15 protein-coding genes are annotated in these 20,362 nt (G+C 69.5%); 6 read left to right on the top strand and 9 right to left on the bottom strand.

Annotated elements, in window-relative coordinates; all coding sequences use genetic code 11:
* Positions 1-8: 8 nt before the first annotated feature.
* The 5 genes from AB0L60_RS36685 to AB0L60_RS36665 all read right to left on the bottom strand — a co-directional run bounded on the left by AB0L60_RS36685 (position 9) and on the right by AB0L60_RS36665 (position 8,545).
* Positions 9-1,523 (bottom strand): APC family permease, encoded by a 1,515-nt coding sequence (locus AB0L60_RS36685; protein WP_364624010.1) that lies wholly within the window; start codon positions 1,521-1,523, stop codon positions 9-11.
* 178 nt (positions 1,524-1,701) lie between these two features.
* Positions 1,702-2,274, bottom strand: coding sequence for an isoprenylcysteine carboxylmethyltransferase family protein (locus tag AB0L60_RS36680; RefSeq protein WP_364624008.1), 573 nt, complete (start codon positions 2,272-2,274; stop codon positions 1,702-1,704).
* Positions 2,275-2,393: 119 nt separating this feature from the next.
* A complete protein-coding gene (locus tag AB0L60_RS36675; protein ID WP_364624006.1) occupies positions 2,394-3,608 on the bottom strand; it encodes an FAD-dependent monooxygenase in 1,215 nt (404 codons plus the stop codon).
* An 80-nt stretch (positions 3,609-3,688) separates the two neighbouring features.
* Positions 3,689-6,688 carry a BTAD domain-containing putative transcriptional regulator gene (locus tag AB0L60_RS36670; RefSeq protein ID WP_364624004.1) on the bottom strand — a complete coding sequence of 1,000 codons (3,000 nt, stop codon included), beginning with the start codon at positions 6,686-6,688 and terminating at the stop codon, positions 3,689-3,691.
* Positions 6,689-6,943: 255 nt separating this feature from the next.
* Complete coding sequence (locus AB0L60_RS36665) at positions 6,944-8,545, bottom strand: PucR family transcriptional regulator (protein ID WP_364624002.1); 1,602 nt, start codon at positions 8,543-8,545, stop codon at positions 6,944-6,946.
* A 104-nt stretch (positions 8,546-8,649) separates the two neighbouring features.
* Here AB0L60_RS36665 and AB0L60_RS36660 point away from each other — a divergent pair, with 104 nt between their 5' ends.
* The 4 genes from AB0L60_RS36660 to AB0L60_RS36645 all read left to right on the top strand — a co-directional run bounded on the left by AB0L60_RS36660 (position 8,650) and on the right by AB0L60_RS36645 (position 14,747).
* Complete coding sequence (locus AB0L60_RS36660) at positions 8,650-10,140, top strand: CoA-acylating methylmalonate-semialdehyde dehydrogenase (RefSeq protein WP_364624000.1); 1,491 nt, start codon at positions 8,650-8,652, stop codon at positions 10,138-10,140.
* 12 nt (positions 10,141-10,152) lie between these two features.
* Complete coding sequence (locus AB0L60_RS36655) at positions 10,153-11,517, top strand: aspartate aminotransferase family protein (RefSeq protein WP_364623998.1); 1,365 nt, start codon at positions 10,153-10,155, stop codon at positions 11,515-11,517.
* A gap of 37 nt (positions 11,518-11,554) precedes the next feature.
* Positions 11,555-13,042, top strand: a complete 1,488-nt coding sequence (locus tag AB0L60_RS36650) for a gamma-aminobutyraldehyde dehydrogenase (RefSeq protein ID WP_364623996.1) — start codon at positions 11,555-11,557, stop codon at positions 13,040-13,042.
* A 289-nt stretch (positions 13,043-13,331) separates the two neighbouring features.
* The gene (locus tag AB0L60_RS36645) at positions 13,332-14,747 is read left to right on the top strand and encodes an FAD-dependent oxidoreductase (RefSeq protein WP_364623994.1); all 1,416 of its coding nucleotides are present in this window, start codon (positions 13,332-13,334) and stop codon (positions 14,745-14,747) included.
* Positions 14,748-14,757: 10 nt separating this feature from the next.
* Here AB0L60_RS36645 and AB0L60_RS36640 read toward each other — a convergent pair whose 3' ends face one another.
* A complete protein-coding gene (locus AB0L60_RS36640; RefSeq protein WP_364623992.1) occupies positions 14,758-15,885 on the bottom strand; it encodes a metallophosphoesterase in 1,128 nt (375 codons plus the stop codon).
* A 122-nt stretch (positions 15,886-16,007) separates the two neighbouring features.
* Between AB0L60_RS36640 and AB0L60_RS36635 the strand changes: the two genes are divergently transcribed.
* Entirely contained in the window at positions 16,008-16,484 is a 477-nt protein-coding gene (locus AB0L60_RS36635) for an Lrp/AsnC family transcriptional regulator (RefSeq protein ID WP_364623990.1), read from the top strand.
* 15 nt (positions 16,485-16,499) lie between these two features.
* Here AB0L60_RS36635 and AB0L60_RS36630 read toward each other — a convergent pair whose 3' ends face one another.
* Both AB0L60_RS36630 and AB0L60_RS36625 read right to left on the bottom strand, forming a co-directional pair.
* A complete protein-coding gene (locus tag AB0L60_RS36630) occupies positions 16,500-17,153 on the bottom strand; it encodes a metal-dependent phosphohydrolase (RefSeq protein WP_364623988.1) in 654 nt (217 codons plus the stop codon).
* A gap of 74 nt (positions 17,154-17,227) precedes the next feature.
* Positions 17,228-17,803, bottom strand: coding sequence for a TetR family transcriptional regulator (locus tag AB0L60_RS36625; RefSeq protein WP_364623986.1), 576 nt, complete (start codon positions 17,801-17,803; stop codon positions 17,228-17,230).
* 56 nt (positions 17,804-17,859) lie between these two features.
* Between AB0L60_RS36625 and AB0L60_RS36620 the strand changes: the two genes are divergently transcribed.
* On the top strand, positions 17,860-18,849 hold the full coding sequence (locus AB0L60_RS36620; RefSeq protein WP_364623984.1) for an SMP-30/gluconolactonase/LRE family protein: 990 nt from the start codon (positions 17,860-17,862) through the stop codon (positions 18,847-18,849).
* Here AB0L60_RS36620 and AB0L60_RS36615 read toward each other — a convergent pair.
* Positions 18,846-20,330 carry an MFS transporter gene (locus AB0L60_RS36615; protein WP_364623982.1) on the bottom strand — a complete coding sequence of 495 codons (1,485 nt, stop codon included), beginning with the start codon at positions 20,328-20,330 and terminating at the stop codon, positions 18,846-18,848. The genes AB0L60_RS36620 and AB0L60_RS36615 overlap by 4 nt on opposite strands.
* Positions 20,331-20,362: the final 32 nt, after the last annotated feature.

Here is a 20,362-nt window from a genome sequence, read left to right as displayed (position 1 = left end):
TCCGCCCCTCAGCGCTCGTGGGATTCTTCCAGCACGGTCCGGCCCAGCAGCGCGTAGCGGCCGGGATCGGTGCGCTTGAGATACAGGGCATAGCCGATACCGGCGATGGCCACCGCGGCCACCAGGTACGGCGTCGCCTTCAGAATCAGCGACCCGGCCTCGCTTCCGGCCGCGGTGTCCATATTGAGAACCAGCAGCAGCACCACGCCGATCATGGCCACGCCGCCCACCAGCGGGGCCACCAGAGTGCGGAACCAGTGCCGGGTTTCGGGGTGGTGGTTGCGGAAGTAGGCGATGACCGCGAAGGAGCACACGGCCTGCACGATCAGGATCGCCATGGTGCCGAGCACCGCCATCAGGGTGTAGAGGCTCGCGTAGGGGTCCTTGCCCGCGAGGCCGAAGGCCAGCACCAGCACGGCCGAGAAGACGGTCTGCACCAGACCGGCGATATACGGGGATCCGTGCTGCGGGTGGGTCTTTCCGATCGTCCGCTTCAAAGCCGGAATCACGTCCTCGCGGCCGAGCGCGTAGAGGTATCGGGAGGCGCAGTTGTGGAAGGCCATGCCGCAGGCCAGCGAACCGGTGACCATGAGCCACTGCATGGTGTCCACGGCCCAGTGCCCGACATAGCGTTCGGTGGGCGCGAAGAAGAGGTTCATCGGATTGTCGGAGGCGGCCAGTTCCATGGCCCTGCCCTGCCCGTTGCCGGAGATGGTCATCCAGGAGATGAACAGGTAGAACACGCCGACACCGAGGACGGCGATCATGGTGGCGCGCGGGATGATTCGCTTCGGATCCTTGGATTCCTCACCGTAGATGGCGGTGGATTCGAACCCGACCCACGACCAGAAGGCGAAGAACAGTCCCAGGCCCGCGGACGCACCGTGGAAGGCGTTGACCGGATTGATCGGGGCCAGCGACAACCCGTCCGGCCCGCCGCCGTGCAGCAGCACCGACAGGCCCATGACCGTCAGCACGGTCACCTCGGTGACCAGCAGCACGATGAGCAGCCGCTCGGCCACGGCGACGCCGAACCAGGTACCCAGGCCGTTGATCACCAGCATCAGGATGGCGAACACCCACCACGGAATGTTCACGCCCACCTGATCGGAGACGGTGTTGTGCGCGAAGCTCGAGAAGATGCCGATCAGCGACGGCTCGAACACCATGTAGGCGAAGGTGGCCAGCAGCCCGGCCGACAGGCCCGCGGTGCGGCCCAGGCCGTAGGAGATGAAGCCGTAGAACGCGCCGGTGGTGGTGATGTGCTTGGCCATGGTGGTGTAGCCGACGGTGAAGATGGCCAGCACCACCATGGCGATCAAAAACGCCGCGGGCGTGCCGATTCCGCTGCCGGCCGACATCATGAACGGCACATTGCCGGTCATGGCGGTGATGGGCGCGGCCGTCGCGACGGCCATGAACACCACGCCGAGCAGACCGACCACATTGGGTTTGAGCCGCGACACTCCCGCTGCGGATGTGTCCGATCCCCCGGAAAGTACGGTTGGTGCACTCGATTCCATGGTGAAGCTCCTCAATCTTGGTCGACTGACCTGCGAGGAATGTTCGGGCTGGAATGTTGCCTGGATATGAAACGGAGTTACCGGCAGAAACCAAAGGAGTGACTCAGGTCACTATTCTTACAGTCAGCCGGAAACCCGGTCCGGCGCTTTACGGATCGTATGGCGACCCCGCCCGAGGTCACCAGACGCCGGGGACCAGGCGCTTGGTCGTGTGCCGATAGGTCTCGTAGGGCGCGCCCAGGGTCGCCACCAGCGTCTTCTCCTCGAGCGTGATCCGCCGCAGGAACGCGTAAACCGGGACCACGGTGGTGAGCAGCAGGGACATGTAGTTGCCGGCGGCCAGGCCGAAGCCCAGCGTCAGCAGCAGGATGCCGGTGTAGGAAGGATGCCGGATCCAGCGGTAGGGGCCGGTGCTGATGACCGGCTGGTCCTGGTCCACCTCGACGGTGGTGCGAAAGTGCTTGCCCAGCACCGCGATCGCCCAGGCTCGCACGACCAGACCCAGCCACATGAGGGCGACGCCGAGGATCTGCCACGGCAGGACCGGGCCGGGAAAACGCAGCGGGCTGTCGGCCGGGAGGAGGATGCCGGCGAAGCTGGCGACCGTCATGGCGGCCGCCACCAGCACGAAGATGAGGAGCCTGGTGTGGCCGTCCCCGGCGGTGGAGCCGGTGCCGCGCATGCGATCCCGCACCCGCAGCGCGATCTCGAATGCCATCCACGCCCAGGTGGTGTACACGGCGATGGTCACGTCGGACTCCCTTCCAGTTCGAGATAACCATCAAACGGGATCGGCCCGCATCAGGGATCCACCCGGAGAATGAACCCCGAGCACCCCGGATCAGACCAGATGCCGACACCGCGCCCCGGTCAGTACCGCTCGAGTCGAATGGCATTGGCGGCCTTCTCGATCGGCTTCATGATCGGGCGCAGGGCCATGCCCTTCCACGGCATCCAGCGCAGCATGCGCATCATGGTCATCTGCATGCGCAGGGCGCGGGCGTCGGCGGCGACCATCTGGGTGGCGTTGTTCCAGCCGAGGATCAGGTTCTCGTCGACGTACTCGCGCATGCGCTCCTGGTAGGCGGCGAAGGCGACGCGGTGGTCGCCGGCGGCGGCGCGCAGTTCACCGGCCAGCACGTACGCGCCGACCAGGGCCATGCTGGTGCCCTGCCCGGACAGCGGGGACGGGCAGTAGGCGGCGTCGCCGACCAGTGCGACGCGGCCCGAGGACCAGCGCTCCAGATGGATCTGGCTCACCGTGTCGAAATAGAAGTCCGGCGACTCCGGCATGGCGTCGAGCAGGGTCGAGGTCTCCCAGCCGCCGCCGGCGAAGGCCTCGGCCACCAGCCGCTGCTGTGCGGCGGTGTCGCGGCGGTCCGGCAACTGCTCGGGAGCGGGAAAGATGAACTGTGCCTTGGCTGCCGAGCGCTGCGTGCTGTACACCTGCACGACCTTGCCGGGGGCGGCGTGGATGAGCTCCCAGTGATCGAGGTCCAGGTAGTTCGGCACCGAGATGACACAGGCGGCCATGCCGGTGTGCCGGGCGAACTGTTCCTCCGCGCCGAAGACGCTGCGGCGCACCGTGGAATGCATGCCGTCCGCACCGATCACCAGGTCGAACACCTGGGGGGCCGCGTGGCGGAAGTGCACCTCGACGCCGTCGGCGTGCTCGATCAGCTCGGTGATGGCGTCGCCGAACCGGTAGTCGACGCCGCTCTTGCCGGCGTCGAACAGGATTCGCGCCAGGTCGCCGCGCAGCACCTCGTCGTCGCCGGGCGAACGCATGCCGATCAGGTCAGGTCCGAGGGTGGCGATCGCCTTGCCGGTCGCGTCCACCCACGCGCCGCCGCGCATATCGGTGGAGGCCTTGCGGATCTCGTCGGTGAGCCCCATCCGCTCCACGACTTCCATTGCCACGCCGCGGATATCGACCTTGTACCCGCCCTCGCGCAGGGCCGGAGCCTGCTCCACGACGGTGACGGTGAAGCCGTACTTCTTCAGCCAGAAGGCGAGGGCCGGGCCGGCGACGCTGGCGCCGGAGATGAGGACGGTCTTGTTGGCGAACTGCTGTGTGCTGGTCATGCCACAGAGCTTCGGCCGGGGCGCTCACCAACCCCTCACCGTCGGCTCACCGACCCTCACCAACATCCTGACCTGCGATTTCAGGCGTCGCCCAACAGTGCGAGACCCTCCCGCGCCCGCTCGTGCGCCTCGGTGATGGCGATCGAGCCACCGGCCGGGATCTCCAGCACCGACCGGTACAGGTTCCGCGCCGTGGCCGGGTCCTCGGCACGAGCGATATCCCCCAGGCCGCGAAGCGCACCGGCGTACATGTCGATCGCGCCGTGGGTCCGCGACAGCTCCGCCGCCCGTTCGTAATCCGCGCGGGCCGCTTCGGCATCCCGCTCCGCCGCCCCGCCGAGGTGAATATCGCCGCGACGGGTCAAGAGGTCGGCAGTGTCCGCGGCCCAACCCAATTCGGTGTTCACCGCGATCGCCTCATCGATCAGAGCCAGCGAGGCGGCCCGATCGCCGCGCCGCTCGGCCACCGCCGCCAGCTTGTCCAATGCGGCCGCGATCGCCCACCGGTCCCCGTTCCGCCGGAACCCCGCCAGCGCCGCCGCGAACTCCGGCTCGGATTCGTCGACCCGACGGGACATGAACAACGCCATCCCGTCCCCCAGCCGCAGAAACGCCTGCGACCAGTCATCCGCCCCGAACAGCCGGCGCAACTCTCCAGGCTCCCCGGGCAGCATCCCGCCCGCGAGCGCGAGCAGAAAGATCAGATGCGGCTGCCGCATCGGATGCTCCTGCGCCGCAACCCCCGCCGCCGCCCGCTCGACCTCTGCCGCGAGATCATCCCGTCCCCGCGCCGCCACCGCCACCACCAGCGCGTATCGCTCCGCATCCACGGCAACCAGCCGCCCGGGCCGGGATATGCGAGCCGCCACGGCGACGCTCGCCCCCACTCCCGGTGCATCATGCCCAGCAGCGGTTTCCGACCTGGGCGCCGCAGTGGGAGTGATCAGCGCCGTAGGCTCGTGGAGGTCTGCGTCTCGTCGGTCGCCGACGTCATCACGGCGCACCGGCTCACCATGCGGCCGCACGGCAGCGGCCGGCCGGCGTACCGCCGAATTCAGTTCGGGTAGCAGGCGGTTGGCGAGGGCGGGGCCATCGCCGGAGTGGCCGGTGAGCCACCAGTACCAGGCTTGGGCGGCGATGAGGCGGGCGGCGAGGGCGGGGTCGGCGGTGGTGGACCAGTGCAGGGCGGACTGGAGGTTGTCGTGGTCGGTGGCGAGGCGGGCCAGATGCTGGAGTTGGGTGGCGGTGCGGAGTAGGGGGTCCGTGGTTTCGGCTGTGTCGGCGAAGTATTCGGCGTGGGCACGCTGGATTTTCTCGTGGTCGCCGGATTCGATGGCGCGGGTGCGGGCGAATTCGCGGATGGTTTCGAGCATGCGGTAACGGCCGGCGGCGATGTCCAGGAGGGACTTGTCGGCGAGCAGGTCGTCGATCTCGTCGATGTCGCACACCCGGCGGGCCTGTTCGGCGGTCGCGCCGCCCGCGAAGACCGAGAAGCGCTGGGCCAGTCGCTGTTCGGCGGGATCGAGGAGTTCCCAGCTCCAGGCCACCACGGCCTGCAGGGTCTGGTGGCGGGGTTCGGCGGTGCGGTCGCCGCGGGCCAGCAGGCGGAAGCGGTCGGTGAGGCGGGCATCGATCTCGGGGAGGTCGAGGGTGCGCAGGCGGGCGGCCGCGAGCTCGATGGCGAGCGGGAGGCCGTCGAGCCGGCGGCAGATGCGGGCGACCAGGGCGATGGTGCCCGCGTCCGGGAGGAAGCCGGGCCGGACCGCGGCGGCCCGGTCGGCGAACAGGCGCACCGCCGGGGCGGCCAGCTGGTCGGCCAGCGGCGAATCCGTTGGGGCCATGGGCAATTGGGGGACGGGAAACAGCGTTTCGCCCGTGACCCGCAGCGCCTCGCGGCTGGTGGCGAGAATCCGCAAGCCCGGGCACGCGACCAGCAGGCGGTGCGCGAGGCGGGCGATATCGAGGACGACGTGCTCGCAATTGTCGAGGATGAGCAGCAGCGGACGGTCGGCAAGCACGGCGACCAGCTGCGACTCGACATCGCGTGGCCCAGGGGCCGCATGCGCCGACAGGTCGCGACAGCCCAGGGCGCTCGCGATCGCCTGGGCTGCCTGCACCCCGTCCACCAGCGGCGCCAATTCGACGAAGCAGACGTCGCCGCGGACCCGGTCGGCCGCCGCCAGCGCCAAGCGCGTCTTCCCGGTGCCGCCGGGGCCGATCAGGGTGACGAGGCGGGCCTGGGCGACCAGTGGCACCAACCGCGCGAGTTCGTCCTCCCGGCCGACGAAACTGGTAAGCGGGGTGGGCAGCCGCCGATTCGACACGGCCGCAACCTCATCCGCTCGCAGGATCGCCAGGTGGGCGTCCATGAGCTCGGCCGAGGGATCGGCCCCGAGCTCGTCGGCGAGCAGCCGCCGTCCCGCTTCGAAGGATTCCAGCGCCTCGGCCTGGCGACCCGCCGCGTACAGGGCACGCATGAGCAGAGCGCGTGCCCGCTCCCGGAGGGGATGTGCCGCAACCAATTCCGACAGTGCCGCCACCACCGCCTGCGAATCCCCCACCGCCAGGGCCGCCTCCGCCCGATCCTCCTCGGCGGCCAGCCGCGCCTCGTCCAGCCGCGCGCCCTGACTCTCGGCGAAGGGCGCGTCCCGCACATCGGCCAGCGCCGGACCGCGCCACAATCCGAGCGCCTCGTCCAGCAGCGTCATCGCAGCGCCGGAATCCCTGTCCCGCAAGGCCTTCCGCCCCTGCTCGGCCAGCCGCGCGAATCGGAGCGCATCCACCGACTCCGGGTCGACCGCCAATCGATAACCCGCGCCGGCCGACTCGACGAACTCGCCGTCCCCCACACCGGTGCGCAGCGCCCGCCGCAGCCGCGACACCTGCGACTGCAACGCATGTCCCACATCCCCCGGTGGCTCCGACCCGTACAGATCGTCGATCAGCCGCTCCCGCCCGACCACCCGCCCGGCATCCAATGCCAGCACCGCCAGCAAGGCCCGCACCTGCGGACCCCCGATCGGAAACGGGCCCCCATCGGCCCGCCGCGCCTCGATCGGACCCAGAATCCCGAACTCCACGCGGCCAGTATGCCCGGGCCGGACCTGGGCCCCGACGCGCGGACCTCAGCCGCTCCCGGTCATTCCGGTGCGCCCTGCCCGGAGCCCACCGACCCACGTCGGAAGCACCGCCGGTTCGAAGGCCCGACCGGCGACGTACCTGGATGACGGGCGGCGATCCGGACCAGGGCCTCGAGAATGCGCTGGCGCACAGCGCTTCTCGGGTCGGCCTCCTGCCAGGGAATTCACGTCGGAGGATCTCGCCGGGGGCGGCGGTCAGCGAGGTTCGGGGGCAGCGACCAGGTCTCGGATGAGCAGGGCGGTGTGGAGGGAGGTGCGGGTCTCGCCGTTGTCGAGATCGACGTCGAGGATGCGTTCGATGCGGGACAGGCGGTCGTAGAGGGTGGGCCGGCTGATATTGAGGCGCTTGGCGAGTTCGGTCTTGTTGCCCGCCAGGTCGAGGAATTGGCGCAGGGTGCGGGTGAGATCGGCGGCATTGCGGATGTCGTGGCGGAGCAGAGCGCTCAGCTCGGTCTCGGCGAAGCGCTGGACGCCCGGCTCGTCGCGGATGAGCGAGAGCAGGCCGCGCAGGCGGACATCGCCGCTGCGATAGAAGGGGCGCGGGACCGAAGGGTCCAGGGAGAGCGCGACTTCGGCGACATGCGCGGCCTGGGCCAGCTCGCGCGCGGTGTCGAGGAGGGAGTCCGATTCACCGCCGGCGCCGATGACCGCGCGCTCCACACCCGCCACGCGGCGGATCTCGGCGAGCATCGCCGAGCAGATCGCGGTGAGCGCGCCGTCCAGGTCGCCGCTCCGGGCGACGCCCAGCACGATGGTGACCCGATTGCCGTGGTCGGGCGCGGCCAGCGCGGTGGCCTTGGCCAGCGCCACCCCGTGCAGCGCCGCGTCCAGCAGTGCGGCCGTACGGCGTTGCTGCGCCACCGGATCCGCCTCCGCCGCCGCCGCGACCTCCACCGCGAGCGGGATATAGCGGGCACGGCGGGCCAGCCCGAGCGCCGCCGCCAGCGCCACTGCGTCACGCTCGTCGGTGAGGCGGCCGTTGACCATATCGTCGATGAGCCCGGTCTGGGCCTGCCGGTGCAGCCCGAAGCGGTCGCGCTCGATCATCCGGTGCAGGGTCAGCGTCTGCGCGGCGCGTTCGAGCACCATGCGGGCGCGGGCCGTGGGCACCCGGCTGGAGCGCAGGATGAGCCGGCCCCAGCGCTGTGTATGCGGGCCCACGGGAACCACATTCGGGTCGGTGTCGGGCAGCAGCCGGGAGGTGGCCTCCCAGTGCTCGAGCAGAGCCGAGGTGCCGGTGTGGCGCGCGGTCAGGGCCAGCACGCGATGCGCCAGGTCCTCGAGCACGACCGAGGCGTCCAGCATCCCGGCAGCGGTTTTCACGATTTCGGCCAGCGACGCCCGCCGCACGCTCAACGCCGTGAACGTCTCGTGCACCGTGCGCGCGAATTCCAGCTCCGCGTACTGGTCGGCCACGATCACCCGGTGCACCGCCTCGGTGACCTCCACGAACCGCACCACCCGGTGCAGCGCCACGATCGGCAATCCCACCCGGTCGGCGGTCTCGGCCACCACCGGCGGCAATTCCCGCACGTAGGTGCCCAATTCGATGACCAGCCCGGACACCCCGGCCGCGGCCAGCGATTCCAGGTAGGCCACGGTGGCCGCGTCGCTACCGGCCAGCGCCTGTCCGGTGGTGAGAATCAATTCCCGTCCCACCAGTAGTTTCGCCACGTCCGGCAGTTCGCTCACGTGCACCCACCGCACCGGCCGATCCAGCGGACCGCCGCCCACGACCTGTGGCTGACCGGCCCGCACGACCGGCATGGCCAGCACATCAGCAACGGAGGGGAGCACCGACGAATCGTAATACGAAATTGGAAAATGGATACACAACGTCGGGAATCAACCGGCGGGTAATGGCGCAGAGTAGGGACCGACACCCACGGAATCGAGGAGATATGCAGACCATCGCACACTGGCTCGACGGCAAGTCCTTCACCGGTTCCAGCACGGCGACCGCACCGGTCACCAACCCCGCGACCGGCGTGGTGACCGGACAGGTCGCCCTGGCCTCCGCGGCCGACGTCCGCACCGTGATCGAATCCGCCGTGGCCGCGTTCCCCGCCTGGCGCGACGCCTCCCTGGCCAAGCGCACCCAGGTGCTGTTCCGCTTCCGCGAACTGCTCAACGAGCGCAAGGAGGAGCTGGCCGCCCTCATCACCAGCGAGCACGGCAAGGTGCTCGCCGACGCGATGGGCGAGGTCACCCGCGGCCTCGAGGTCGTCGAATTCGCGTGCGGCATACCGCATCTGCTCAAAGGCGGCTACACCGAGAACGCCTCCACCAAGGTCGACATCTTCTCCGTACGGCAAGCCCTGGGCCCGGTGGCCATCATCTCGCCGTTCAACTTCCCGGCCATGGTGCCCATGTGGTTCTTCCCCGTCGCCATCGCGGCCGGCAACACCGTGGTGCTCAAGCCGAGCGAGAAGGACCCCTCGCCTTCGCTGTGGCTGGCCGAGCTGTGGCGCGAGGCCGGGCTGCCGGACGGGGTCTTCAACGTGGTCCAGGGCGACAAGGTGGCGGTGGACGAACTGCTGGCGAACCCCGCCATCAAGGCGGTGTCGTTCGTCGGCTCCACCCCGATCGCCAAGTACGTCTACGAGCACGGCACCGCCGCCGGCAAACGCGTGCAGGCCCTCGGCGGGGCCAAGAACCACATGGTGGTGCTGCCCGACGCGGATCTGGATCTGGCCGCCGACGCCGCCGTGAACGCGGGCTTCGGCTCGGCCGGTGAACGCTGCATGGCCATCAGCGCGCTGGTGGCGGTGGGCGATATCGCCGACGATCTGGTAGCGCGGATCACCGAGCGCGCCAAGACCATTCGCACCGGCGACGGCACCCGCGGCACCGATATGGGCCCGCTGGTGACCGAGGCGCACCGCGACAAGGTGGCCGCCTATATCGCGGCGGGCGAATCCTCCGGCGCCACCGTGGTTCTCGACGGCCGCGGGGTGGCCGCCGACGGCGCGGCCGACGGATTCTGGCTGGGCCCCACCATTCTCGACCACGTCACCATCGACATGAGCGTCTACACCGACGAGATCTTCGGCCCGGTGCTGTCGGTGATCCGTGTGGACAGCTACGACGAGGCGCTGGCCCTCGTCAACGCCAACCCCTACGGCAACGGCACCGCTCTGTTCACCAACGACGGCGGCGCGGCCCGGCGCTTCCACAACGAGGTCGAGGTCGGCATGGTCGGCATCAATGTCCCCATTCCGGTCCCCATGGCCTACTACAGTTTCGGAGGCTGGAAGAACTCCCTGTTCGGCGATTCGCATGCGCACGGCACCGACGGCGTGCACTTCTTCACCCGTACCAAGGCCGTCACCACCCGCTGGCTCGATCCCAGCCACGGCGGCCTGAACCTCGGCTTCCCCCAGAACCACTGAACGGAGTCCGCGATGACCCTGCCCAATGGGCTGACCCCGGAGGCGGCCCGCGAAAAAGCCGCCCGCGCCTACGAATTGGACCGCCAGCACGTCTTCCACTCCTGGTCCGCGCAGAAGTCGCTGGATCCCACGGTGATCACCGCCGCCCAGGGCTGCTACGTGTGGGACGGCGACGGCAACCGGCTGCTCGACTTCTCCTCGCAGATGGTGAACACCAATATCGGACACCAGCATCCGAAGGTGGTGGCCGCCATCCAGGAGCAGGCGGCGACGCTGTGCACCATCGGCCCGGCCTACGTGAACGACGCCCGCTCGGAGGCGGCGCGGCTCATCGCCGAACGCACCCCCGGTGAGCTGAACCGGATCTTCTTCACCAGTGGCGGCGCGGACGCGGTCGAGCACGCGGTGCGCATGGCCCGGCTGCACACCGGGCGGTACAAGGTGCTCGCGCGCTACCGGTCGTATCACGGCGGCACCGAAACCGCGGTCAATCTGACCGGCGACCCGCGGCGCTGGCCGAACGACCACGGCAATGCCGGGGTCGTGCACTTCTTCGGGCCGTTCCTGTACCGCTCGCAGTTCCACGCCACCACCGAGGCCGAGGAGACCGAACGGGCGCTGCAGCACCTCGAGCAGACCATCGCGTTCGAGGGGCCGAGCACCATCGCGGCCGTCATTCTGGAATCGGTGCCGGGCACGGCCGGCATCATGGTGCCGCCCCCGGGATACCTGGCCGGCGTGCGCGAACTGTGCGACAAGTACGGCATCGTGTTCATCGCCGACGAGGTGATGGCGGGCTTCGGCCGCACCGGAGAATGGTTCGCCATCGACCATTTCGACGTGGCGCCGGACCTGCTCACCTTCGCCAAGGGCGTCAACTCCGGATATGTGCCGCTGGGCGGCGTCGCCATCGCACCGCACATCGCGGCCACCTTCGACGACCGCGCCTATCCGGGCGGGCTCACCTACTCCGGGCATCCGCTGGCCACGGCCGCGGCCGTCGCGACCATCACCGCCATGCGCGAGGAGGGCATCGTCGAGAACGCCGCGGACATGGGCGAGCGCGTCATCGGCCCGGGCCTGCGGGAACTGGCCGAGCGGCACCCGAGCGTCGGTGAGGTTCGCGGACTCGGCGTGTTCTGGGCCGTGGAGCTGGTCCGCGACCGCGCCACCCGCGAACCCCTGGCGCCCTACGGTGGCACCAGCCCGGCCATGAACGAGACGGTCGCCGCCGCCAAGGCTGCCGGACTGCTGCTGTTCGTGAACTTCAACCGCCTGCACGTGGTCCCGCCCTGCACCATCAGCGAGGCCGAGGCCAAGGAGGGACTCGCCATCCTCGATCAGGCGCTCACGGCGGCCGACGCCCATACCGTGTGACCCGGAGACGGTGACTTTCGAGAACGCGAGGAGCGCGATGGGTCAGGAACAACTGCAATTCATCGGCGGCGTACGACGATCCGGGTCGGGCGCGCCGCTGTCGATCATCGCGCCGGCCACGGGCGCGGTCATCGCCTCGGGCGCCGGCGCGAACGCGGCCGACGTCGAGTCGGCGGTGACCGCCGCCGGGGCGGCCTTCCCAGGCTGGGCCGGGCTCACCCCGGCCGCGCGGTCGGACCTCATGCACGAATGGGCCCGGATCCTGCGCGCTCGTGCCGGGGACCTCGCCGCGATCGAAAGTGTCAACGCGGGCAAGCCGATTCGCCTCGCCACGGAATTCGACGTGCCCGGCACCATCGACAACACGGCCTTCTTCGCCGGCGCCGCCCGGCACCTGGAAGGCAAGGCGGCGGCCGAATACTCCGGTGACCACACCTCGTCGATCCGGCGGGAACCCCTCGGCGTCATCGGGTCCATCGCGCCCTGGAACTATCCGCTGCAAATGGCGGCCTGGAAGATCCTGCCCGCCGTCGCCGCCGGAAACACGGTGGTGCTCAAGCCTTCCGAGCTGACGCCGTTGTCCTCACTGCTGTTCGCGGAGGCCGCCACCGCCGCGGGCGTGCCGCCGGGCGTGATCAATGTGCTCACCGGCACCGGCGCCGAGGCGGGACAGCCGCTGGTGGAGCATCCGGCCGTGGCCATGGTGTCGTTCACCGGCTCCACCGGGGTCGGCAAACGGGTGGCCGCCACCGCCGCCGGTGCGGTCAAGCGGGTCCACCTCGAACTCGGCGGCAAGGCCCCCTTCGTCGTGTTCGACGACGCCGACCCCGAAGCCGCGGCGCGGGGCGCGGTCGCGGGCGCGCTCATCAATACCGGCCAGGATTGCACGGCCGCCACCCGCGCCTATGTGCAACGGCCGCTGTTCGAGGAATTCATCGGCCGCGTAGCCGATCTCATGGACCGGGTGGCGCTCGGTCCGGTCGAGAACCCGGAAACCGATATGGGACCGCTCATTTCGCGCGCACACCGCGAGAAAGTGCTGGGCATGGTGGAACGGGCCCGCGAATCCGGCGCGAAAATCGTTCGCGGCGGCAGAATTCCGGAACACACCCCGGCGGCCGGTTCCTACTTCGAGCCGACACTGATCACCGGCGCGGCCCAGGACTCCGAGATCGTGCAGCACGAGATCTTCGGCCCGGTGCTCGTCGTGCTGCCCTTCGACACCGACGACGAGGCCATCGCGCTGGCCAATGACACCGTCTACGGGCTGGCCGCCTCCGCCTGGTCCCGCGATGTGTTCCGCACCCAGCGGGCGAGCCGGGAAATTCAGGCCGGCTGCGTGTGGATCAACGACCATATTCCGATCATCAGTGAAATGCCGCACGGTGGGTACAAGTCCTCCGGATTCGGAAAGGACATGTCCGCCTACGCATTCGAGGAGTACACGAATATCAAGCACGTCATGTCGGATATCACCGGCGTGGCGCACAAGCCCTGGCACGACATCATCTTCCGGGCCGGGTAAAAGGCGGCGATATCGCGCGGGCGGGCTCCGATCGGACCCGCCCGCGCATTTCTGGGCTATCCTCATGACACAGGAGGAGGCGGAAATGGACCGGCCGACGTCGCCGACGCAGGTATTGCGGTCCACCGTGCGTATGCCCCGCCGCTCCGAGGATCGCGCCGCCACCAGCTGACTCTCTCGAAAGCCGCCGACTGGTCCCCCCACGGTGACCATCGGCGGCTTCCACGTACCCCGAGCACGCAGGCGCGAACGTTCGCCGTTACGGCACGAGAGAAGGAGTTGATCGGCCATGTCGGCCAAGGGAAGCAAACTGTGGGCGTCGGCACTCATCGATGCAGCGCCGACGCCGTACTGGACCGACCGGCCCGAGCGGCCGACCCCCACCGACCCACTCACCACGGCCACCACCGCGGACCTGGCCGTCATCGGCGGCGGCTACAGCGGACTCTGGACCGCGCTGCTGGCCAAGGAACGCGATCCCGGCATCGACGTGGCGCTGCTGGAGTCCGGTCTCTGCGGACATGCGGCCTCGGGCCGCAACGGCGGATTCTGCTCCGCCAGCCTGACCCACGGCCTGGCCAATGGCATGGAGCGCTTCCCCGACGAGATCGGCCAGCTCGAACGCCTCGGCCGCTCCAACCTCGACGACATCGAGAAGGCCATCCTCCGGTACGGCATCGACTGCGACTTCGAGCGCACCGGCGAAATGGAGGTCGCCACCGCGCCCCATGAGGTCGATTGGCTACAGGAGAGCCACGACGCCGCCGAAGCCCTCGGCTACCGCACCGAACTGCTCGACGCCGGCCAGATACAGGGCATGGTGCACTCCCCCACCTACCTCGGCGGCTGGTGGGACCGCGACGGCGTCGCCATGCTCGATCCGGCCCGGCTGGCCTGGGGATTACGGCGCGCCTGCCTGGATTCCGGTGTCCGCATCTTCGAAGGCACTCCGGTGCAACGCCTTTCGAAATCCCACGGAGGCACGCTGACCCTGCACACGCCGCACGGTGAGGTCCGCGCGCCCCGGGTCGCCCTGTGCACCAGCGCTTTCGCGGGCCCGGTGCCCAAGGTGTCACGCCATGTGGTGCCGGTCTACGACTACGCGCTCATGACCGAGCCGCTCACCGCCGAACAGCTCGACAGTATCGGCTGGGGCACCCGCATGGGTCTGGGCGACGCCTCCTACCGCTTCCACTACTATCGCCTGACCAGCGACAACCGCATCCTCTTCGGCGGCTACGACGCCATCTACCACTTCGGCAATCGCATCGCCCCCGCCCTGGAATACAACGAGGCCACCTTCGAAACCCTCGCCCAGCACTTCTTCCAGACCTTCCCGCAGCTCGACGGCCTGCGCTTCACCCACCGCTGGGGCGGGGTCATCGACACCTGCGGCCGGTTCTGCGCCTTCTTCGGCTCCGCCTACAAGGGCCGGCTGGTCTACGCCGCCGGCTACACGGGGCTCGGGGTGGGCGCGACCCGCTTCGGCGCGGAGGTCATGCTCGACCAGCTGTGGGGCCGCGACACGGAGCGGACCCGGCTGCGGATGGTCCGCTCCCGGCCGCTGCCGCTGCCACCGGAACCGTTGCGCTCCGCGGGAATTCACCTCACCCGCTGGTCCCTGGCCCGTGCGGACGCGCACCAGGGACGCCGCAATCTGTGGCTGAAAACCCTCGACTACACCGGCCTGGGCTTCGACAGCTGAGCGGCCGGAATCAGTTGGGCCGGCGCAGGATCAGCACCGTGATCTCGCTCGGCGCGAACAGGCGCAACTGCGGACCCCAGAAGCCGGTGCCCCGGCTGGTGTAGAGCTGGGTGCGCTCGCCGTGGCGGCTGAGCCCGGCCACCACGGGCTGATCCAGGCGGACCAGGTACCGGAAGGGCCAGATCTGCCCGCCGTGGGTGTGGCCCGAAATCTGCAGGGCCACACCGGCCGACACCGCATCGGTGACCTGTTTGGGCTGATGGGCCAGCAGGACCACCGGCAGAGCCGGATCGGCGCCGGCCAGGGCCGCGGTGATATCGGGGCCGTGGCCGGGCAGGCCGCTACCGGTGGGGTCGTCGATGCCCGCCAGCACGAGGCTGTCGCCCTCGCGGGTGATGACCTCGTGCTGGTTGCGCAGCGGCTGCCAGCCCAGGCCGGACATGTGGTCGATCCAGCCCGGTGCGTCGCCGAAGTATTCGTGATTGCCGGTGATGTAGAAGCGTCCGTACTCGGCCTCGACCTTGCCCAGCGGATCGACCTGCGCCATCCGCTTCTCCACCGAGCCGTCGGCGAGATCGCCCGCGTGACAGGCGATATCGGGACGCAGCGCGTTGACCTCCTCGACCACCCGCTCCGACCAGCGCAACCGATCGGTCGCGGCGTAGTGGGTGTCGGTGACGACCACGAGCCGGAGACCGTCCAAACCCGCACCGAGACCGGGGATCTCGACGTCGACCGTGCGCACGCGCGGCACCCGGCGCGCCTCGTAGATCGCCCAGGCGGACAGCACGACCGACACCGCCAGCACCCCGACGGCCACCACGCGCGAGCGCACCGGATCGTCCACCCCGGCGACCGTCAGCACACCCCGGACCGCGGCGCCGATCACCGACCAGGTGAACACCACCCACATGACACCCAGCATGGTGTCGCCCACCAGCGACGCCGCGTCGGACTGCCGCGGGCCGTGCCCGAGCAGCATGCCCGCCGGCAGCACCAGATAGCCGAGCAGGAACACCGCCGACCCGAGCCAGAACCATGTCCCGGACATCGTCGTGTAGACCAGCAGCCACCAGGGGAGGGCGAACAGGAGCGCGGGAATGCCGAGGAACAGAACCGCGCGCGGAACGTACTTCACGGGAGATCATCCTTGTCGGACCGAAAACCGCCGGACCCGGCGACCGATCCCAACATACCCGCGCGCTCGCGACCGCCGGTCGGGCGTTCGCCCGACCAGCCGCGACGAGGAAGGATGATCCCGTGATCGACCAGAACTCCGGCCGGGGAGCTCCGATCCTCGACGACATCTCCAAGCGGATCATCGACCAGCTCCAGGAGGACGGGCGACGCGCGTACGCCACCATCGGCAAGGCCGTCGGACTCTCCGAGGCCGCCGTCCGCCAACGCGTGCAGAAGCTGGCCGATGCCGGGGTGATCCAGATCGTCGCGGTCACCGATCCCCTGCAGGTCGGGCTGTTCCGGCAGGCCATGATCGCCATCACCGTCGACGGGCCGGTGCAGCAGGTGGCCGACATCTTGGCTGCCATCGAGGAAATCAACTACGTCGTGGTGTGCGCCGGCCGCTACGACATCCTCTGCGAGGCCGTGTGCCCGGACGACGAAGCCCTGCTCGACCTGGTGTCCAATCGGATTCGCGGGCTGGCCGGGGTCCGGCACGCCGAGATCATGGTGTATCTCAAACTGCGGAAGCAGACCTACAAGTACGGCACCCGCTGATCGGGGCACGAACCCTCATTCGGCCTGGGCCTCGCCCGCCGGCTCCGCGGTGAGCGTGGCGAGTTCGGCCGCGAGGTTGGCGCGGGCCGCGAACTCGTAGCGGGCCCGGGCGGTGGGCGTGCGGAAGAGGGCGGGCTGTCCGGTGAGCGCCGTCAGCACGGCCGCCCGGCCCGAGCGGAAGAGCGGGTCGGGGACGTGGGCGTACTCGGCGCGGACGGCGGCGGTGTAGGCGGCGTAGGCGGTCGCGTCGGCCGCGAGGATCGCCAGATCGGCATCGCAGAGCACCGCGCCGTTTCGGTCCGACGGGTCCGGATGGTGGCCGCCGGTCAGCCGGACCAGCCGCGCGGCCTCCGCCACCGTGTCCGCGGCGACTCCCAGTGCGGGCAGGGCGGTTTCAGCCAGGCGGGCGCTGGCCTCCTCGTTGTCGGTGCCGTCGACGGCGTAGACCGCGTCGTGGAAGAAGGCGGCGTAGCGCACCGCGTCCAGATCCTCCGCATCGGCGGCGAGATCGTCGATGACCGCCAGCATGGCGGCCAGGTGCTCGACGGTGTGATAGCGGCGGTGCGGCTCACGGTAACGGCGGACCAGATCCTCCCCCACCGCGCGCGCCTGCGGCCCGGCCAATGTCGTCCAGCGGTCCAGCAGATCCGCGTCCAGACTCATCCCCATCCCGGCAGTGTGCCCAATCTTCGGTCCGGAGAAAACCCCTCCGGCAGCGTGGTTTTCACCACTGGCTCACGAGGTCAGGCGTTCCCGAGGGTGAGGTAGCGCTGAATGGTGGGCCCGATGTCGGCGACGATCTGCTCCGAGCTCAGCGCCACCACCGGCGGCAGCCGTAAGACGTAGCGGCACAGGGCGAGTCCCAGGATCTGGGTGGCGATCAGACCCGCGCGATGCGGTGCGTCGGCCGGATCGCCGAAACGCAGCACGGCCGGCATGAGCTGCTGGGCGAAGATGCGCCGGGTGCGTTCCACCACGTCCTCGTCGGTCAGCGACGAACGGATGAGGGTGAGCAGGATCTCGCTGGTCGGCGGCTGCTCCCACAGCTCCAGGAAACGCGCCGCGAGCAGTGCGCCCAGCGAATCCGGTGCGGCCGCACCGAGATCCGGCAGCTCCAGGTCGACATCCAGTGCGGCGTCGAACAATCCGTCCTTGTTGCCGTAGTAGCGCATCACCATCGACGGGTCGATCCCGGCGTCGGCCGCGATCGCCCGGATCGTCGCCTTCCGGTAGCCGTCCTCGGCGAAGCGGCGCCGCGCCGCCTCCAGAATCGCCGCGCGGGTCGCATCCGACCGCCGCGGCCCCGTCTCCACAGTCACGCCCACAAGTGTAGGCCAACAACTGTTGACTACCAAGGGCCGGGTTACAGTGAGCCATGTCCATGCAGCCCAAGCGCTGGACGCCGCCCAAGGCGACGGCCCGCGCCCACGAAAACCACAGTGCACCACCCATGCCGCCCGTGCGGCGGCTCGAGGTGCCCGGAGACGGGCCCGAGGATGTGGTCATCGCCCCCGACGGCAGAGTCGTCGCGGGACTCGCGGACGGCACCCTGGTGGCGGTCGACCCGGCAGACGGCACGGTCGAGCGGATCGGGCACACCGGCGGACGGCCGCTGGGACTGCACGCGAACCCCGATGGCTCGCTGCTGATCTGCGATGCCAACCGTGGGCTGCTGCGGCTGGACAAACCGGGCGGGCAGGTCGAGGTGCTGGTGTCCGAGGTCGACGGTGTGCCGCTGAACTTCACCAGCAATGTGGTCGCCGACGGCGACACCGTCTACTTCTCCGAATCCACCCGGCACTGGTCGCTCGGCGAATACATGGGCGACATGCTCGAGCACTCCGAGACCGGCCGGCTGCTGCGCCGCAATCCCGACGGGAGCGTCGAAACCCTGGTCGACGGGCTGAAATTCGCGAACGGCATCGTGCTCGCGCCGGACCGCTCATGCCTGCTGGTCGCCGAGACCGGCGGCTACAGCATCACCCGCTACTGGCTGACCGGGCCGAAGGCGGGCACCCACGACTACTTCGCCGAGAACCTGCCCGCCTTCCCCGACAATATGGGCCTCGGCAGTGACGGGCTGGCCTGGGTGGCGCTGGTGTCGCCGCGAAATCCGCTGCTGGACATGCTGCTTCCGCTGCCCGGCGTGCTGCGCCGGCTGGTGTGGGCGATTCCCGAAGCGCTGCAACCGAAACCGGCCCGCACGGTGTGGGTGCAGGCCTTCGACTTCGACGGGAATCTCGTCCACGACCTGCAGCGTGAGGGCACCGACTACGCCATGGTCACCGGGGTCGCCGAACAGGACGGCGCGATCTACCTCGGCAGCCTGACCGAATCGGCGATCGCGGTCACCGCGGTGCCCTAGCGCTTCTGAGCCTCGTCCTGTGCGTGCTGCGCCTGGGCCAGCTGCCCGGGCGTGTACCGCAGCGTCAGCGCCAGCAGGCCCATGACCGCGGTGCCGATGGCGCACACCAGCAGGACGAGGGTGTACCCGCTGCCCAGCGCATCGATCTGGCTCGGCGACATCTCGCTCACCTTGCCCGATTTGCCGCCGAGCGCCAGCGTGCGCGACAGGGCGACCGGGCTCAGCACGCCGACCGCGAACGGCGTGCCCATGTTCATGAACATCTGCCCGACCGCCGACAGCGGGCCAATGTGGGCCATGTCCACGCCGACCAGCACGCACAGCGGCAGGATCACGATGGCGGTGCCCACGCAGAAGCCGACGATCGACATCATGACCAGCAGCGTGGGGAAATAGTCGGCCGAACTGTCCAGTGTGGAACCGAAATACAGCGCGCCCGCCAGCACCAGGGCCGCCGCCAGCAGCAGCCAGCGCGCCCGGACATACATGCACGCCTTGGACGCCACCGCGGTACCGACGCCCGCGCCGAGGGTGAAAGGAATGCTGGCCAGACCGGCCTGCAGCGGGCTGTAGCGCAGCACGTTCTGCAGGAACTGCGCGACGAAGAAGGTGGTCGCGCCGAGCACGCCGGAGGTCAGGAAGATGGCGGCGAAGGTGATCACGCGGTCGCGGCTCTTGAACAGCGACCACGGCAGCAGCGGGTTGTCCACGTCACGCTCGGCGAAGATGAACACGATCAGCAGGACGAAGCCGCCGATCAGGGCGCCGAGGATGACCGGAGAGCCCCAACCCATCTCGGGCCCCTCGGTCGCGCCGAAGACGATCGACACACAGGCCAGCGTGCCCAGGATGGCGCCGCGCACGTCCATGGACATGCGGTGGTGCGCGGTGTCGCGCAGCTGGTAGATCGCGCCCCAGACAATGAGAATGCCGATCGGCACATTGATCCAGAAGATCCAGCGCCAATCGACCTGGGTCAGCGCGCCGCCGATGACCAGACCGCCGACCGAGCCGATACCGACCATGGATCCGAAGATGGCGACCGCCTGATTGCGGGCCGGGCCGGGCGCGTACGTGCTCGCCACCAGCGCGAAGGCGGTCGGCGCGGCAATGGCCGCGCCCGTGCCCTGCAGCGCGCGGGCCGCGATCAGCCAGGCTTCGTTCTGCGCGGTGCCGCACAACGCCGAGGCGACGGTGAACAGCGCCACGCCGAGAATCAGCATCCGCTTGCGGCCGAACGAGTCGCCGAGACGCCCGCCCAGGAGCATGAGGCCCGCGAACGGAAGACCATAGGCCGTGACCGTCCACGCACTGCCCGCGCTGGACAGGCCGAGCTGTTCCTGTAGTCGCGGCAGCGCCAGGATCATGACGGTACCGTCCAGCACGACCATCAGCTGAAGCCCGCTGAGGACGAGAATTGCGAGCCCGAACGCCCGCTTGGTCACCGGATACTGCATCGTCGCAGCGGGGTTATCGAGCACCCGCCCACTGTAATGGATGCACTATCCGGCGA

This window comes from Nocardia sp. NPDC051981, from assembly GCF_040680715.1.
In the GTDB taxonomy this organism is placed as follows: domain Bacteria; phylum Actinomycetota; class Actinomycetes; order Mycobacteriales; family Mycobacteriaceae; genus Nocardia.
This window is presented reverse-complemented; position numbering and strand designations above follow the sequence as displayed.

What these genes read in the sequence shown, in the direction of transcription:
- AB0L60_RS36685 (WP_364624010.1), bottom strand. Translation starts at nt 1,523, where the DNA reads ATGGAATCGAGTGCACCAACCGTACTTTCCGGGGGATCGGACACATCC.
- AB0L60_RS36675 (WP_364624006.1), bottom strand. Translation starts at nt 3,608, where the DNA reads ATGACCAGCACACAGCAGTTCGCCAACAAGACCGTCCTCATCTCCGGC.
- AB0L60_RS36655 (WP_364623998.1), top strand. Translation starts at nt 10,153, where the DNA reads ATGACCCTGCCCAATGGGCTGACCCCGGAGGCGGCCCGCGAAAAAGCC.
- AB0L60_RS36630 (WP_364623988.1), bottom strand. Translation starts at nt 17,153, where the DNA reads ATGGGGATGAGTCTGGACGCGGATCTGCTGGACCGCTGGACGACATTG.
- AB0L60_RS36620 (WP_364623984.1), top strand. Translation starts at nt 17,860, where the DNA reads ATGTCCATGCAGCCCAAGCGCTGGACGCCGCCCAAGGCGACGGCCCGC.
- AB0L60_RS36650 (WP_364623996.1), top strand. Translation starts at nt 11,555, where the DNA reads ATGGGTCAGGAACAACTGCAATTCATCGGCGGCGTACGACGATCCGGG.
- AB0L60_RS36645 (WP_364623994.1), top strand. Translation starts at nt 13,332, where the DNA reads ATGTCGGCCAAGGGAAGCAAACTGTGGGCGTCGGCACTCATCGATGCA.
- AB0L60_RS36660 (WP_364624000.1), top strand. Translation starts at nt 8,650, where the DNA reads ATGCAGACCATCGCACACTGGCTCGACGGCAAGTCCTTCACCGGTTCC.